Below are 14,497 nucleotides of genomic sequence, written 5' to 3' on the forward strand. Positions count from 1 at the left end.
GTCGAAATTGCCCAAGCCGAGGGCCCCGACAGAAGGCCACCCCAGGACGTTCCCAATTGCAGCGCGCGCATCAGCCTAGCCTCGGTACCCAGTAGATGAGCAGATAGATCGGGATCCAGGTGAGCACCACGAAATCCCAGTAGAAGACATTATCGCCTACGTCGCCGAAGCGCCGGCCGCTGTAGCCATGGCGTGTGAACATCAGCACCGTCAGCACGATCGTGTCGCCGACATCGGTGATCAGGTGGGTGGTGTGCAGTCCAAGCAGCACCCAAAGCATAGAGCCGTACGCGTTCGTGTCCCAATAGATATTCAGCGCCGGGAACTCGAACCAGCGCACCACGAGCGGGGCGAGACCGAACAGCGACATCACCACCATGCCGATCCGCACCGGTACAATGGCGCAACGCTCGGCGTAGCGATTGAGAATGTGGTTCGGCACCAGGCTGGCGATCAGCAGGAGGGTGACGATCGTTCCCGGCCAATGGTTAGGCTCCGGGGCGCTCAGACGCCAGTTGGGCCACGACATTGCCAGGTAGAGATAGGCGCCGGCCGCCAGCGCGAAGCCCGTCCCCTCCAGCGCCATGAAGCCGAGCGTGCCCCACCAGGTCGGGCTGCGCGGACCATGTCCAAAGGTGGGAAGCCCGGAAAGGTCGGCGACGGGTCGCTGGTTCATTCCTCGTCCTCCGGATCGCCTTTGGGCCAGAACCAGCCGACCAGCGTGACCGCGATCGGCACGGCGCCCCACACGACCGCCCACGGCGTGAAGATCGAGTAGAGGAAAGTGCCGCCCACGGCGATCGCCGCAAGCAGGGGCCAGATTGACGGCGTCGCCGATTTCTCGCGGATGTCGGGATGGGCTTCCGCCACCGTCGAGATGAGCAACTCGCGCACGTCGACGCGCAGGCCGGTTGCGACGGGAAGCGCGTCTCGTTCGGCCCACAGCGGCTCAACGTTTGTCACGATCGGGATGCGTGTGAAATTATAGCTTGGAGGCGGCGAGGACGTTGCCCATTCCAGGGTGCCTGCATCCCAGGGATTGTCCCCGGCCGGTACGCCTTTCAATACGCCGTGCACGAGGTTGAAAGTGAACAGCACGAAGCTCAAGAAGAACAGCACCGCGCCGGCGCTGATGAGCAGGTTGATGTTGCCCCAGCCAAGCTCCGCCGGATAGGTGTAGACCCGGCGCGGCATTCCCCACAGGCCGACCAGATGCATCGGGAAGAAAGCCACGTTGAAGCCGATGAAGGCCAGCCAGAAATGCCAGCGTCCGAGACGTTCGCTCATCATGCGGCCGGTGATCTTGGGGAACCAGAAATAGGCCGCGCCCAGCAGCGGGAATACCGATCCGCCGATCAGCACGTAATGGAAGTGGGCGACGACGAAATAGGTGTCGTGCACCTGCAGGTCGAGCGGCACCGAGGCGAGCATGACGCCGCTGAGCCCGCCGATGACGAAGATGAAGAAGAAGCCGAAGACGAACAGCAGCGGCGTGCGGATCACCGGTCTGCCATCCCACAAAGTCGCCAGCCAGCAGAAGATCTGCAGGCCATTGGGTATGGCGATCAGCATGCTGGACGCCGTGAAGAAGCTCGCCCCCAACTTCGGCAATCCCGTCGCAAACATATGGTGCACCCAGAGGCCGAACGACAGGAAACCGACCGCGATCAACGAAAGGACCAGCCCGAGATGGCCGAACGTCGGTCGCCGGGCAAAAGCGGGAATGATCGAGGAGACCATGCCTGTCGCCGGCAGGAAGATGATGTAGACCTCGGGATGGCCGAAGAACCAGAACAGATGTTGGAACAGCAGGGCGTCGCCGCCCTCCGCCGGATTGAAAATGTGGGTTCCGACAAGCCGGTCGAGAATGAGGAAGGTCGAGGTGATCATGACTGCCGGCATCGCGAAGACCACGACGAACGAAGTGACCAGCAGTGCCCACACATAAAGCGGTATCTTGTCCAGCGACATGCCGGGTGCGCGTTGCTTGAACACGGTCACGATGGTGGCGACGGCGACCGCAAGCGAGGACACTTCGGTATAGGTGATCATTTGCGCCCAGACATCGGCGCGCTTGCCGGGAGAGAATTCGGGACCGGACAAAGGCACATAGGCGAACCAGCCGACGTCCGGTGCCATGTTGAGGAGGAATGAAACCCAGGCAAAGACGCCGCCCGAAAGATACACCCAATAGCCGAATGCATTGAGCCGCGGGAAGGCGATGTTGCGGGTGCCGACCATCAGCGGCACCAGATAGATCCCCGTTGCCTGCACGATAGGCACGGCGAACAGGAACATCATGGTGACGCCGTGCATCGTGAACAGCTGGTTGTACAGGTCCGGCCCGATCAGCCCACGCTGCGGCCCTGAGAGTTGGATTCGCATGGCGACCGCGTTCAGTCCGCCAAGGCATAGGAAGATGAAGGCCGTGATCAGATAGCGCCTTGCGATCACCTTGTGGTCGACGCTCGACAGAGCGCCGATGATGCCGGGCGGCGTGCACCATGCCCGCGCCAGCCAGCGGTGCAGGCTGGCGTCGTCCATGCCGGCATCACGCGGTCCGTCATGCTCGGGAGCAACGTCGCCTTGGGTGGCGGTCCCCCGTTGCGGCAGGTCGCGTTCGCTCGTTAGATCCGCGCTGCTCATTTCAGGCCCTCGAGATAGGCGACGATGGCGTTGAGTTCGTCGCCGTTGAGCTCCACCACCGGCATGTGGGAGCCGGGCTTCACGCCTTGCGGATCCGCTATCCAGGCCGCCAGATTGCCGCGGCTCATCATCAAGGTACCGGCAGCGATGGTTTGCCGGCTGGCCACATGCGTGAGATCAGGCGCGACGGTTCCTCCCGCTGGAGTGCCGCCGATCCTGTGGCACATCACGCAGGGGCGCTTGAGGAACAGGTCCGCGCCATTTTTGGCCTCCCCATTCGTCGGGGGCCCAGCCGGCTGCAACTGGTCGTTCCACCAGGCGTCGAACTTTGCCCGCGGCTCGGCGATGATGAAGGTGCCCATATTAGCATGCTGCGCACCGCAGAACTCGGCGCACTGGCCGCGATAGACGCCGGGCTTGTCGGCCCTGATATCAAGTACATTGATATGACCGGGGATGAGGTCGAGCTTGCCGGCCAAACTCGGGATCCAGAACGAGTGGATAACATCGGTCGAGGTCAGCAGAAGCCGCACGGGCTCCCCGGCGGGAATGTGGATCTCGTTAGCCGTGGTCAGGATGCGGCTCGGCGTGGCATCTTCGTAGCGCACCTCCCACCACCATTGGTGGCCGGTAACGCGAATGGTGAGCGCAGCGTCCGAGCCGATCGCCGCTAGCGTCCTGTTGGCGAAGAAGCTCAGCAAGGTCAGCCCGACCACGATCGCGGCAGTCAGCCCGACGGCGATCACGACGACCCGCAACTTGCGATGGTCGGCGCCTGCGTCGAGCGCGAGCGGCTCGGAACGTGTGCGAGGCCGCATCAACAGCGGCGCGGCAAGCGCGATCATCACCAGGACCCAGATCACTGCGCAAAGCGCGGTGAAAAACCAAATGAGCCATGCCAGCTCACTGGCAGCGGGACCTTTCGGATCGAGCGCTGATTGCCATCCCGAGCATCCCTGCAGAAACAAGACGCAGGTCGTGCCGAACCCGGTCGACGCAAGGCGTTTCACGGTGATTTCCCCAGTGTGGCGGCGTCCGGCAGGCGGTTTTCCGACGGATGTGGCATCATGTCGTCATTGCGCTGCGGGGCGGCGGACGAGGGCGCATTGCCGCTCAGCGAGCGGACAAAGGCGGCAAGCTCCCAAATCTGGTCATCGGGGATCTTGTCGCGGAAGCTCGGCATGCCTTTTGGCCGACCATCGCGGATCGTAGCGTGGATGCTTTCGATCGAGCTGCCGTAAAGCCACTTCTGGTCCATCAAAGCCGGCCCCATGCCGCCGCCGCCATTGGCATGACAGCCTGAACAGTTGAACCAGCTGAACAGCCGCTTGCCTTCGCTGAGGTGGAAGGCGTTGGCCTCGAAACTCGCCGCCTTGTTATCGCTGGCGGAAGCCCGCTGTCCGCCGGGTTCCAATGTCGTCACAGGCGCCGGCTGCTCGCCCGATCCGAGCGAATTTTGCGGGCGCGTGTCCCGCTCCTCGCGCTGGCATGCCGCAAGCGTCAGGAGCGCAAACAGGAGCATGGCGGCGCCCGGCCTCATCGCACTGGACTCCCCGAGCCGTCGAGCCGCGGCACGCCATATTGCGACAGCAATGCGTCGATCTCGGCCTTGTGCCTGGCCAGCGCGCTATTCACATCGCCACGTAGCACATCGTCCTCGCGCCTAACGCCCATCGAGATGTCGTAGATCATGGGCAACTGCGGTCCGTCGATGCGAGGGGTGACCGGCGTGATGCGCAGCGGCACTTTCTGCTTCTGGGCGAAGTAGCCGGCGAGCGGGCCCCAGACGACGGCAAGATCGATCTCGCCGGTCGCCACCGCTTCAACGATGCGCGCTGGGGGGTTGGGTGCGGAGTAGTCGCCATAGACCGGGTAGCCGACGAGGTGCCCGACGATGCCACGGCGGCCAAGCGCCTGAACGGGGGGCGAATTGGCCCCGTCGTCGCCGATGAGTTGCACGCCGATCCGCATAGCGCGCAGTTGCGGATCGTTGAAGGACGCCACATCCGGACCGTCCTGGCGGGTGACGAAAACATAGGATGAGCGATAATAGGGTGTGGTGGTGCGCAGCATTTCGAGGTTGGCAGGCGTGCCTGGTACGAGATCGCAAAGGCCGGCTTTCAGCGTGTTGCGCACGAAGCCGCGGCGCTGCGCCCACCAGGTGTAGGTCAGCTTGGCACCGAGATCGGCGGCCACGATCTCAACAATCCTGTTCTCGAAACCCTGACCGGCCGCGTTGGAAAATGGCATGTTGTTCGGATCAGCGCAGACCCTCAGTTCACGGGCATTGGCTCCCACCGGCAAGAACAGCAAGGCGAGCGCGGCCATGCCGAGCGCCATGCGCGCGGCCCAGTGTTCAGGGCAGCCGGAACACATAAAGCGTGCCTCCCGCCGTTGTGGCCTCCTTGAGGTCCTTCATCGCGTTGACGAAACCGAGCGCGGCGGTGGCGTCGCGCGGATCGAGATCGCCCGATACGATCGCGCCGGCCCAGCCGCCGACACCCGACAGGATCGCTACATATTGACGTCCGTCGGGACCGCGATATGTGATGGGCTGGCCAATGATGCCGGACGCAGTCTTGAACTGCCAAAGCAGATCGCCAGTCTTGGCGCTGACCGCCTTGAACCAACCTTCCATTGTCCCGTAGAAGACGACATCGCCGGCCGTCACGACCGCGCCGCTCCACACCGGGAAGTTCTCCTTGAGGCTCCAGGCGGGCTTCTGCGCAGCGATGTCCCAGGCGGTGAAGGCGCCCCGGTTGCCACCGGGCCCAGGGATCATGCGCACGTTCATGCCGACATAGGGGGTGCCGGCGATGTAGTTCACCTCGACGCCTTCTTCGTCCATGCACAGATTGTTATGCGGAATATAGAGCAGCCCGGTCTTCGGCGAGAAGGCGGAAGGCTGCCAGTCCTTGAGCCCCGACGCGGTTGGGCAGATGTCGCGGACGACTTTGCCGGTCCCGGTCTTCTTGTCCGGGTTTTCGATCAGACGTCCGCTCTTGAGATCGACACCCTTGCTGGAATTGACAGGGCCGAAAGGTTTCGCGGACAGCACTTCGCCCGTGGTCCGGTCGAGGATGTAGAGGTAGCCGTTGCGTTCAGGCCGGACCAGCACCTTGCGCGGCTTGCCCTGCCAGTTCATGTCGAGCAGGACCTGCTCGTTGATCCCATCATAGTCGTGGAGGTCGTGCGGGCTCCACTGATAGAACCATTTCGCCGCGCCGGTATCGGGATCGCGGGCGAAGATGCCTGACGTCCATTTGTTGTCACCGGGCCGCAGATCGGGGTTCCACGGTCCAGGATTGCCGGTGCCGTGGAAGATCAGGTTGAGATCCGGATCGTAGGAAATCCAGCCCCACATGTTGCCGCCGCCGATCTTCCAGGCTTCCGGCGGCCATGTTGTGACGCCAAGGTCCTTGCCCTTGTCCATGTCGTAGTGCGGCTTGAAGTCCGGGCCGATAAGCACTTCCTTGTCCGGCCCGGTGCCGTAGGCCGTCCAGACGACGTGACCGTCGCCGGCGTCGAGCGCCTTGACCCAGCCGCGGACGCCCATCTCGCCGCCTGAATTGCCGACCAGCACTTTGCCTTTCACCACCAAGGGCGCCATGGTGATGGTCTCGCCGATGTTGATGTTGCCGATATGGGCGTTCCAGATCGGCTGACCGGTGTTCGCGTCGAGCGCGATGGTGTGCCCGTCCAGTGTGTTGAAGAAGATGCGTCCGTTCGCGAAAGCGGCGCCGCGATTGACCACATCGCAACAGGCAACCCCTTGCGCCGCCGGCTCGGGATTGGGTTCGAACTTCCATTTCATCGGCGCACCCGGCTTGGTGAGATCAAGCGCGTAGACGATGTTGGGGAAGGGGCTCACGATGTACATCGTGCCGCCGACGACCAACGGCGCCGCTTCCTGGCCCTTATTGACGCCGGTCGAGAAGGTGAAGGCCACCTGCAGGTCCTTGGCGTTGCCTTCGTTGATTTCCGTGAGCTCGCTGTAGCGGGTCGACGCGTAGTTCTTGGCGGGCATCGTCCACTGCCCGTCGTCAGGTGGCGCAGCGGAAGGCGGCGGCGAGATCGCCGGCGTTGGCGGAGCTTCCGAAGCGGCCATCAGTAAGGGAGTGGAAGCCAGCAGCAGCATCGCAAAGATGCTCGCAAGACATTTTCTGGGTGCCGCCGAGCGGTTGGCGCATACCGCGACAACGCAGGGCGCGACAGGTTGGGCTGTTCGCTTCATTTCGGCGTCGAGCCTCCGACGCCAGAACCAAGTTCGGCCGCGACATCGGCCTCATGCCCGGCACAAAGCGGGTGGCCCCACCCGGAGGCGCTTTTGCCACCGGGATCGAGATCATAGATAATGGCATCCTTGCGATTGGGATTGACGCCCGCCGGAACTTTGTCGAGGCCGAGCGCCGCGCGAACGCGCCAGGCGACATTGTGGTCGGCGCAGGAGGAATCGCCACTGACGCCAAGTGCACCGACGACCGTTTTGCCGTCGTATAGAGCCAGGCCTCCGCCAAACACGACAATGCCGCCGATCGGCTTGCCTAGCAGCGGATCTTGGGCGCTACCGAAAGTCTTGGCATCCCCGGCATAGGCTGCCGCCTGGTTGACGGGATTGGTGGCCTGCAGACCGAACAGCGGCCCACCCGGCTGCACCCCTGCATAGAGGTTGGCGGTCGAGAGCGCCATGTTCGCCAAGCTGAGCCCATTGGCTGTATTCGCCTTCTCGGCGGCGATGAGCCGGCTGCCCGGCCATTGCGCATCGACGGCAGGTCCACTGAAGGCGACGGCGCAGACCGTCCCGTCGCGGGCGACAACGGCCGCCCATTCATTGGTCTCGAAGCCGCCATTCGCCGGGCCCCCGCTTGCCTTGACATTGGTCTTCAAGGCTGCGAGCAGCTTCTCGTGGTCGGCTGGGCACGGCGCTTGGGCTCGCGCAGGGTTTTGTGCCAGCCCGACAATCGTCAGGATCAAGAGGCACAGAGATGGTAAGGGAAACTGGCGACGGTCCATGGCTCCTCGAAACACCTTCTGCATGGGAGCTGATCCGCTCTTGGGCACCGAACGAACAAGGAGCTGCTTTGTTCCTGATGCGTGGAGCGACAGTGTTGCAGGCATTAGGCGCGCGAAGCAGCCGGGGCTGGCCTGCCCTTGAGTGGTCTGCCAATGCAGGTGCCCTCAGCGCTCTTGGTGAGAGCATATCTTTCCTCTTCTGCAGCCCGCCAGTGAACGGAAGAGCCGGCTTGACCGCCGGACTCTGATGATCGCAGCCAGGGAACAAGCAGAACTGCCCTGCGTTGGACAGCCAATGGAGCAGCTTCGATCAGATTTGGCCGCGATGGCTCAGCCTGGTTACTGGTTGGCCGTCGTGCTTTTGTTGATCCCTTACGCAGTGGGCGTTTTCTTGCTGGTCAGGACGTGCCATTGCCTTTGACTTGACCCGCCGGCCTTGAATTGTGAGCGCCAGGGCAACAGGTACAGCCCCGCTATTGACGGAATTCGGCGCAGTTTCGTGTTGGTGTTCGCGTGACGAGCTGTGTGGGGCCTTCGTGACGCGCTATCGGCACCTGATCCGAAGAGCCACCTCCAGTCTCTTGAGGAGTCTCTGTCACATCGTGCGGATTTGTCGAGGTAAGCTGCGTCCTGCTGGCGCTATGCCGCCTGTGCAGGCTCATTGAGGTCGAAATCGACAATCTGGCCTCGGCTGACCGCAGCTCTTGCAATGAGCGTGGCCAGTTCATAATCAGAAGCGAGGCAACCCCGGAAAACTGTGCGTATCGCGACGACGGCCGCCGATACCGAAAGCGGCCAAGGTTTGCCTCTCCTGCACTCAATATAGTGCTGGATAAGATAGTCCAGATCGCGGTGCTTTTGGCTCATCTCAGCCTCCTTTCCTCGCGAATGTACGGGAACAGAACTAGCCCGCACTTAGATTTGTTAATGGCTATAAATTTTTGCCCAGCCAAGGTGCTCGGCCACGGGCAAGCTCGATCCTCTGGTAGGAACCTCACATCTCTGCTGGCTTCCGGGTTGTGCCTTCAGCGCGACGTAATCGCCCCACTATTCAAGGAACGGCTGCCCTGCTCCAACAGACGTCGTCACCAGACGCGCCAGCCCCGACGGCAACTTTCGGACTGCACCGTGGGAACACAGCGTCGCTCTGCTGGTTTGGTCGCGAACGATGCCAGTGATCCGAAAGAGAATGTCAATGCCTTCTGCCACGGCCGCAACTGCTTGGAGCGCCTCTTCCAGCATCGGCTCCTATCTATGACCGATGGGCTCGCATCACTGGCAAAAGCGATCGGCCGCGGTAGTGCGATCCTGTTTGTCGGAGCGGGTGTGTCGATCAGCGTTGGGCTTCCATCCTGGGAAAAGCTGATCGAGCAGATGGCAAAAGAACTTGGGATCGATGAGGAATTTTCGATGCGGCGCGACCGTTTTCAAACTCTGGCCGAGTACTATCGGATTAGGCATGGCAGCATCGGACCACTGCGCAGCTGGATGGACAGGAACTGGTCGGTCGCCAGGGACCGCATTGAGACATCGGAGTTGCATCGCCTCATTGTGATGCTCAATTTCCCCATTATCTATACCACGAACTACGACCGGAACCTGGAACTGGCTTTCGAAATATACGGTCAGCGATACGTCAAAGTGGCCAATGCACGCGATGTAGCGCAAGCCCGGCAGGGGGTCACCCACATCGTGAAATTCCATGGCGACTTCGACGATGATTCGTCGCTTGTCCTGACCGAAACGGACTACCTCGATCGGCTTTCCTTTAATTCCCCACTCGATGTGCGGTTTCGTGCGGATGCCCTTGGTAGCACCATCCTCTTCATAGGCTATAGCCTTTCCGACCCGAATATCCGGTTGCTGTTGCACCGCCTTTGGCAAACCTGGCATCGATCCGGCTATGAAAAAGATCGCCCTCCCTCGTTCATCTTCATGGCCAGCCGAAACCCCGTGGAGGAGGCGGTGCTTGGACACTGGGGCATTTCGGCGGTCGTCGGCGAGGTCAATGATCCGCAGGCTGCCCTGGTGAACTTTCTCAGGCAGCTGGTGGAGGCGGTCGGGGAGGAGGCGAAATTTGGACGGGCGGACCCCGGTGGAACGATGTCCGCCCGGCAGACGAATGGAGCCACCGGCTCGGGGGGAAGTTAGGCGGGCCTCTTGAACGAGCCGCGAGAGGCAGAGAATTCCGTCTGAAATTTCAACATCAATTTCGGTCCGCAGCATCCACTAGGAGACACTCGGATATAGGTGCGGGCGTGATGTGCGCGGTGAATTGGTTCAGCCGCTTGCCAAGCTCAATATCGAAGGCTCTATGCTGTCTCGAGTGATGTCGACCGCCGCAAGGGTGACAGGCAGCTTAAACCGTCGTGGGCCAGCGCTGCCCGGATTCAAATAAAGCACGCCATCCACTGTCTCCATCCTCGGCACATGCGAGTGACCGGACACGATCAAGTCGATGCCCTGGGCAACCGGGTCGATCTGCAGCGTCTTGAGATCATGAAGCACGTAGATTGCTCGCCCGGCGAGGCGTACGAGCTCGGTTTCCGCGTATGGGAGCGCCCAGCCACCGGTGTCTACGTTTCCTCTGATCGCGGTAACCGGCGCGATACCGCGAAGCGCCGTGATGATCTCAGGGCGACCGATGTCTCCTCCATGAATGATGTGGTCGACCCCGGCCAGGCAACGCGCCGCCTCCGGCCTCAGCAAGCCGTGCGTGTCCGAGATGACGCCAATTCTGAATGTCATGGCCCTGCCACTAGTTCGACGGCGAAAGCATCAAACCGGCATTTCGTATCTGGCACTGGTTTTGCAGGATCAGGAGAGCTCCGAGGTCAAAGCCAGGCAACATTCAAACCATAATTGTCAAAAAGGTACGGCTCTCGTACACCCAGAAACTTGCGATTTTCGAACTAGGGCTTTGGTGGTGCGAAACGGCTATCCCACCGTCTTGCCGCCCTCCACCCGACCGGACCTGCGCGCCCCCAAATGTTAGCTGGCCAATTGCGGAACCTTTGGCAGCGCGCGACCTTTTCCATAGTCGAGACCAGAGGAGGAACGAGTGGCAAATCTTGGAAGACTTGCGATCGCTATGCTGGGAGTCCTGGCTTATCAAAACCGCGACAAGATCGCAGAGATGATCCGTGGGGCGGGAGAGCGCGATCCAAACAATCTGCAAGGTGGGATTTTGGACCAGGTGTCCAAGGGGGGTTCCGGTACAGCGCTCGGCGATCTTCTCGACCGTTTTAGAAATGCAGGCAGGCGCGAAAGTGGACTCTTGGGTTGGCACCCGGCCGAACGAGCCGATCGAGCCTCACGAGGTGGAAAGGGCCATTGACGTGCAGACGCTGGAAGCTCTTTCGAGGCAGACTGGCCTTTCGCGCGAGGAGCTGATTGCGAGGATCACCAGGGATCTGCCGGATGCCATTAACCAGATGACCCCAAACGGCAACCTGCCAGCTGATCACCAAACGAATGCCTCGGGCGAGCCGACGCTGCTCGATGACGTGCCTTTCCGGCCGACGCAAAGCTAATCAGAGATGGTGGAGGCGGACTTGAAAGGGCAGTGCGCTATCGAGGAGATCGGATCGAGCGAGCAAGGCCAGCCGCCAAGCTATGGACAAGCGAGCAGCCTATTGTGGATCGTCAGACTGCGAATGCAATTGCTGAGCTCGACTTGTTGGCCGTTCTGCTTGATTCACGATGGCGCCTCCCGGCAACGCCAATTCGGTTTGGATTGGATGCCTTAGTGGGCCTAGTGCCAGTACTAGGGGATGCAGCAACCGGTCGGAACCGACCTCATCGTTGATTGTTGATCCCTCAAACACAGTGAGGCTATCCGATGTTCAGCAATAATGAGACGCGCATTCTTGAGATTGGACTGTTCGCGGCTGTACCGATCTGTGTTGCTATCGCTGCGCTGGTCGCCCTCTTCACCTTGGCGCAACCGTGAAGGAGTACGCGACAGGAACCCCCTCATGAATCACATCCTCTTTCTGACGGCCGACTTCCTTTCGCGCCCACCTGGCTTTTATGTCATGGTTGTAGCGAGGTGCTGTGTACCGCGCTGGTGCCATTCGGCCTGACGAATGCAGTTACCTATGCCCGTCGGTAGCGGCCATCGTGATCACCGGAGTTGTGCTCATTCAAGGCTATCGGGACACCGCCGCCCTTCATGCCAAGCTCGATGAGATCGTCGTTTCGTTGAAAGAGACCAGAAACGATGTTGTCGGGTTAGAGCACGCCGAACCCGAGGAGATCCGGGCAAAGCGAGTGATGCTCGAAGAGGAAGCGACTCAATCGAACGTGCTGCCCCTATCCCGGGACGCGTCCAAGAAGGATCGAACTCGTTCATAGCAGCGTCGCGGTACATGGGCTAATGGCCTTCTCCGCTTTCGCGGGGCAGTCGCAATCGTCAGCGCCGTCAAAGTGACACGCTGCGCCGTCTCCAGCATTGAACGGCTAGCGCGGGAGGTTCGGTTAGAGTTTCAGCTTGGCCCTTAACGCATCGATGCGCTTGGATGCCTCGGCCTTACTAAGCCCTTGTTCGAAGCTCGCGGCGTCATCGGCCTGCTCACTCAGGGTCTTCAAGTATGAGGCTTGCGATGGCGTCATTGGATCGTCTCCACTAACCCATTCATCAGGGTCCTTGTCGATATTGGCTGAAACATCAGCATTGTCGTTTAGGTTCTGCATTTGAGGTCTCCTGTCTGAGCAGGAGAGAATGTCTCTGATCTCCTTTTGTTCCGTAAGGGAATTGTCACGAGCCGCGGTTCATCGACCCCCGTCGACAAGATTGCCAGCCCTGAGGGGCGCGCTGGATGGGCGGCGATCAATCCATGCATTCATAGACGGCCTCGGCAATTCCTACCCGCGCTTCCGCAAGCCTCATTGGCAGAGGGGTGCTCGGCCTGATTGGGGCCACGGAGACTTGCGATTTCACGCAACCAAGTCAGTTTGCCGGCATTAATATCAGGAACGCGCCGGAGGAGGTCTATGCTACACTATAGCGTGCCCCGGGAATTTGAGATCGGTGACGAGGTCACCTTGACGGGTACGGTTAGCACGATGCTGCCTAGCGGACGCGCCAAAGTAAACATTCCATCGTATGACCGACCCTATTCGGTTGACCCTCCACCTAAAACCCGCGCTGGAGATAAGGTCGTTCTTGTTGGAGACATCATCCGCATCGATCGCAAAGCCGACAAGTTGACGGTGCGGACTGACTGCGGCGGCGTGATCACCGTCGGACGCTCGGCGATTACCAGGCTGAGAAAGCACCGGTCTTCACCCCCCTGACGCTCACCGCCGGAGCGCGCCCACAATGGTCTGCGGCGCAACTCGACAGGTGGTTAACAGTGAGCGGCGCTTCTGCCGAACCGGTGAACGCGTGGTCGGCATGCCGTGAAGGCGGGATATCGGAATGGGGAGGAAGTTGACAGCATTTGCGGTCATGGTCGATGCTGTCGCCAACCTCGTCTATGCGAGACGCTCACTAAGATCGCCATTTCTGAATCGGTACAGCCCGTCGCCCCAATCAGCGACGGGCCTACCCGCACTTTGGTCAGTTATAGACCTTGATGATCTTGCGGGTGCCCGGGTCCACGAGAACTGTCCGGTTGTGGACCACGACATAGCGGTACTTGACGTTGGGAACTTCGCGAAGCTCGACGGTGTCGGGAAGCGCGGCGCCGACGCTGAGTTCGACCCCGGGGACTTCCACGGACGCGAGGGGCTGCTTGTGCACGTACTCCTGAATGACCGTGTCCTGTTCAGGCGCGATAACGACGTCCTGGGCTGCAGCGATGCCGACACCGGCAAGGAGCAGAAACGAAGCAGCGGCGGCGGTGAAATGCATTCTCATGTGACAGCCTTCCTGTGAGCTCGGGCATAATCGCCCTGGACCGAACGTGTCCGAATCCGAAACGTTCCGAGCCCGTACCTAGGTCCGATTTGCATCCCGGACTTTGGGCTTGGAATGATGCTGAAAAGGTCTGCGTTCAGCAAAATCGAGGAACCGTCACATGACCGGCGCCGTTGACCGCCGCAAATTTGAAGAAAGCGTCATGGAAAAAAGTATTGGCCAGGCACGCTGGTTGCTGGCACCGGTCTTCGCGATGGCGATTACTCTCCTGGCAATCGGCGTAGCTCTTGGATGACGAGGGCGGCCAACGGGATCCGCGCAGCTATGTCCCTTCCTGCGCCGGATAGGGCTCGCCCGCTGCTCGCAAGTGTGGCGTGCGAGCCCTCTAACCAGCACTCATCGAGGCGACCAACACGATTTCTGGAGGGTGGCTTACTTCGACCCGGAAACCGCTCCGTGCGGTTGAGCGCGGCATCGGATGAGCACGGGCCTGACTCTTTGTACGCGAACTTCGCTTGGTACATCATAGGTTAGCGACACATCGTGCGCTGTGCCGCATAAAACGCGAGGGCAGCGGGCAATGCTCCGCTGCTTGGGAGACCATCGCACTCTCGCTCGTTTGGAGACGCTTGATGCTTGACCGACCCATTCGCACGGACACCTTCTACCCCAATGATCTGGATACGCTCCGTGCGGTCTTCGACGCGATGTGCCAGGAGTTTGACGTTCTCCCGGACACCGCGGCAGCACATTTTATCGCGAGAGAGCTGATCAGGCTTTTCCAGACCGGGATGACGGAACCGGCCATGCTGATGATTGCCGTGCGCGCGCGTTGGCAGGGCGATTGGAAAACGGAAGACAGCAACGCTGCCTGACGTTGACGGTCAGGTGCGCACAATCGCTCTGAAGCCCGGATTTCTCAATAGCCGGGCCGCCAGTCAAGTTCGATCCAGGCTGGCGCGTGATCGCTTGGCT

At 60.9% G+C, this 14,497-nt stretch carries 16 protein-coding genes and 1 pseudogene; 6 read left to right on the forward strand and 11 right to left on the reverse strand.

Going from position 1 to position 14,497, the window contains the following annotated elements; genetic code table 11:
- Positions 1 to 70: 70 nt before the first annotated feature.
- The 8 genes from FJ492_RS11260 to FJ492_RS11295 form a co-directional block, all read right to left on the reverse strand.
- Complete coding sequence (locus FJ492_RS11260) at positions 71 to 676, reverse strand: cytochrome c oxidase subunit III (protein WP_027145372.1); 606 nt, start codon at positions 674 to 676, stop codon at positions 71 to 73.
- The gene (ctaD, locus tag FJ492_RS11265; RefSeq protein ID WP_140746902.1) at positions 673 to 2,646 is read right to left on the reverse strand and encodes a cytochrome c oxidase subunit I; all 1,974 of its coding nucleotides are present in this window, start codon (positions 2,644 to 2,646) and stop codon (positions 673 to 675) included. The genes FJ492_RS11260 and ctaD overlap by 4 nt, the downstream gene beginning before the upstream one ends.
- Positions 2,643 to 3,656, reverse strand: a complete 1,014-nt coding sequence (coxB, locus tag FJ492_RS11270) for a cytochrome c oxidase subunit II (RefSeq protein WP_140506181.1) — start codon at positions 3,654 to 3,656, stop codon at positions 2,643 to 2,645. The genes ctaD and coxB overlap by 4 nt, the downstream gene beginning before the upstream one ends.
- The gene (locus FJ492_RS11275; RefSeq protein ID WP_140746896.1) at positions 3,653 to 4,186 is read right to left on the reverse strand and encodes a c-type cytochrome; all 534 of its coding nucleotides are present in this window, start codon (positions 4,184 to 4,186) and stop codon (positions 3,653 to 3,655) included. Before FJ492_RS11275 ends, coxB begins: the two co-directional genes overlap by 4 nt.
- On the reverse strand, positions 4,183 to 5,022 hold the full coding sequence (locus FJ492_RS11280; RefSeq protein WP_140746893.1) for a substrate-binding domain-containing protein: 840 nt from the start codon (positions 5,020 to 5,022) through the stop codon (positions 4,183 to 4,185). The genes FJ492_RS11275 and FJ492_RS11280 overlap by 4 nt, the downstream gene beginning before the upstream one ends.
- Positions 5,003 to 6,754 carry a methanol/ethanol family PQQ-dependent dehydrogenase gene (locus tag FJ492_RS11285; RefSeq protein WP_281406444.1) on the reverse strand — a complete coding sequence of 584 codons (1,752 nt, stop codon included), beginning with the start codon at positions 6,752 to 6,754 and terminating at the stop codon, positions 5,003 to 5,005. The genes FJ492_RS11280 and FJ492_RS11285 overlap by 20 nt, the downstream gene beginning before the upstream one ends.
- A gap of 122 nt (positions 6,755 to 6,876) precedes the next feature.
- Positions 6,877 to 7,659, reverse strand: a complete 783-nt coding sequence (locus FJ492_RS11290) for a heme-binding protein (protein WP_181165883.1) — start codon at positions 7,657 to 7,659, stop codon at positions 6,877 to 6,879.
- 639 nt (positions 7,660 to 8,298) lie between these two features.
- Positions 8,299 to 8,526 carry a hypothetical protein gene (locus FJ492_RS11295; RefSeq protein ID WP_140506173.1) on the reverse strand — a complete coding sequence of 76 codons (228 nt, stop codon included), beginning with the start codon at positions 8,524 to 8,526 and terminating at the stop codon, positions 8,299 to 8,301.
- 387 nt (positions 8,527 to 8,913) lie between these two features.
- Here FJ492_RS11295 and FJ492_RS11300 point away from each other — a divergent pair, with 387 nt between their 5' ends.
- Positions 8,914 to 9,810: an SIR2 family protein gene (locus FJ492_RS11300; protein WP_140747199.1), complete on the forward strand. Its 897-nt coding sequence runs from the start codon at positions 8,914 to 8,916 to the stop codon at positions 9,808 to 9,810.
- A gap of 129 nt (positions 9,811 to 9,939) precedes the next feature.
- Here FJ492_RS11300 and FJ492_RS11305 read toward each other — a convergent pair whose 3' ends face one another.
- Positions 9,940 to 10,407 carry a metallophosphoesterase family protein gene (locus tag FJ492_RS11305; protein WP_140769905.1) on the reverse strand — a complete coding sequence of 156 codons (468 nt, stop codon included), beginning with the start codon at positions 10,405 to 10,407 and terminating at the stop codon, positions 9,940 to 9,942.
- Positions 10,408 to 10,910: 503 nt separating this feature from the next.
- Here FJ492_RS11305 and FJ492_RS29190 point away from each other — a divergent pair.
- The 3 genes and pseudogenes from FJ492_RS29190 (at position 10,911) to FJ492_RS11320 (ending at position 12,015) form a co-directional block, all read left to right on the forward strand.
- Positions 10,911 to 11,192, forward strand: coding sequence for a YidB family protein (locus FJ492_RS29190; RefSeq protein WP_246675999.1), 282 nt, complete (start codon positions 10,911 to 10,913; stop codon positions 11,190 to 11,192).
- Positions 11,193 to 11,296: 104 nt separating this feature from the next.
- Positions 11,297 to 11,467, forward strand: coding sequence for a DUF4112 domain-containing protein (locus FJ492_RS11315; protein ID WP_246672910.1), 171 nt, complete (start codon positions 11,297 to 11,299; stop codon positions 11,465 to 11,467).
- 169 nt (positions 11,468 to 11,636) lie between these two features.
- Positions 11,637 to 12,015: pseudogene (locus tag FJ492_RS11320) on the forward strand (low affinity iron permease family protein).
- Between the two features lie 123 nt (positions 12,016 to 12,138).
- On the opposite strand, the gene FJ492_RS11325 reads toward FJ492_RS11320, so the two are convergent.
- Positions 12,139 to 12,354 (reverse strand): DUF3072 domain-containing protein, encoded by a 216-nt coding sequence (locus FJ492_RS11325; protein ID WP_140506169.1) that lies wholly within the window; start codon positions 12,352 to 12,354, stop codon positions 12,139 to 12,141.
- An 868-nt stretch (positions 12,355 to 13,222) separates the two neighbouring features.
- A complete protein-coding gene (locus FJ492_RS11335) occupies positions 13,223 to 13,522 on the reverse strand; it encodes a DUF1236 domain-containing protein (protein ID WP_140506165.1) in 300 nt (99 codons plus the stop codon).
- Positions 13,523 to 13,682: 160 nt separating this feature from the next.
- Here FJ492_RS11335 and FJ492_RS29465 point away from each other — a divergent pair, with 160 nt between their 5' ends.
- Together FJ492_RS29465 and FJ492_RS11340 are read left to right on the forward strand one after the other, a co-directional pair.
- Positions 13,683 to 13,817: a hypothetical protein gene (locus FJ492_RS29465; protein WP_281406442.1), complete on the forward strand. Its 135-nt coding sequence runs from the start codon at positions 13,683 to 13,685 to the stop codon at positions 13,815 to 13,817.
- Positions 13,818 to 14,154: 337 nt separating this feature from the next.
- On the forward strand, positions 14,155 to 14,397 hold the full coding sequence (locus FJ492_RS11340) for a hypothetical protein (RefSeq protein ID WP_140716991.1): 243 nt from the start codon (positions 14,155 to 14,157) through the stop codon (positions 14,395 to 14,397).
- The last annotated feature ends 100 nt before the right edge of the window (positions 14,398 to 14,497 follow it).

Source organism: Mesorhizobium sp. B2-5-4, from assembly GCF_006441095.1.
Taxonomy (GTDB): Bacteria; Pseudomonadota; Alphaproteobacteria; order Rhizobiales; family Rhizobiaceae; genus Mesorhizobium; species Mesorhizobium salmacidum.

What these genes read in the sequence shown, in the direction of transcription:
- FJ492_RS11260 (WP_027145372.1), bottom strand. Translation starts at nt 676, where the DNA reads ATGAACCAGCGACCCGTCGCCGACCTTTCCGGGCTTCCCACCTTTGGA.
- ctaD (WP_140746902.1), bottom strand. Translation starts at nt 2,646, where the DNA reads ATGAGCAGCGCGGATCTAACGAGCGAACGCGACCTGCCGCAACGGGGG.
- FJ492_RS11275 (WP_140746896.1), bottom strand. Translation starts at nt 4,186, where the DNA reads ATGAGGCCGGGCGCCGCCATGCTCCTGTTTGCGCTCCTGACGCTTGCG.
- FJ492_RS11280 (WP_140746893.1), bottom strand. Translation starts at nt 5,022, where the DNA reads ATGTGTTCCGGCTGCCCTGAACACTGGGCCGCGCGCATGGCGCTCGGC.
- FJ492_RS11285 (WP_281406444.1), bottom strand. Translation starts at nt 6,754, where the DNA reads ATGGCCGCTTCGGAAGCTCCGCCAACGCCGGCGATCTCGCCGCCGCCT.
- FJ492_RS11290 (WP_181165883.1), bottom strand. Translation starts at nt 7,659, where the DNA reads ATGGACCGTCGCCAGTTTCCCTTACCATCTCTGTGCCTCTTGATCCTG.
- FJ492_RS11295 (WP_140506173.1), bottom strand. Translation starts at nt 8,526, where the DNA reads ATGAGCCAAAAGCACCGCGATCTGGACTATCTTATCCAGCACTATATT.
- FJ492_RS11300 (WP_140747199.1), top strand. Translation starts at nt 8,914, where the DNA reads ATGACCGATGGGCTCGCATCACTGGCAAAAGCGATCGGCCGCGGTAGT.
- FJ492_RS11305 (WP_140769905.1), bottom strand. Translation starts at nt 10,407, where the DNA reads ATGACATTCAGAATTGGCGTCATCTCGGACACGCACGGCTTGCTGAGG.
- FJ492_RS29190 (WP_246675999.1), top strand. Translation starts at nt 10,911, where the DNA reads ATGCAGGCAGGCGCGAAAGTGGACTCTTGGGTTGGCACCCGGCCGAAC.
- FJ492_RS11325 (WP_140506169.1), bottom strand. Translation starts at nt 12,354, where the DNA reads ATGCAGAACCTAAACGACAATGCTGATGTTTCAGCCAATATCGACAAG.
- FJ492_RS11335 (WP_140506165.1), bottom strand. Translation starts at nt 13,522, where the DNA reads ATGAGAATGCATTTCACCGCCGCCGCTGCTTCGTTTCTGCTCCTTGCC.
- FJ492_RS29465 (WP_281406442.1), top strand. Translation starts at nt 13,683, where the DNA reads ATGACCGGCGCCGTTGACCGCCGCAAATTTGAAGAAAGCGTCATGGAA.
- FJ492_RS11340 (WP_140716991.1), top strand. Translation starts at nt 14,155, where the DNA reads ATGCTTGACCGACCCATTCGCACGGACACCTTCTACCCCAATGATCTG.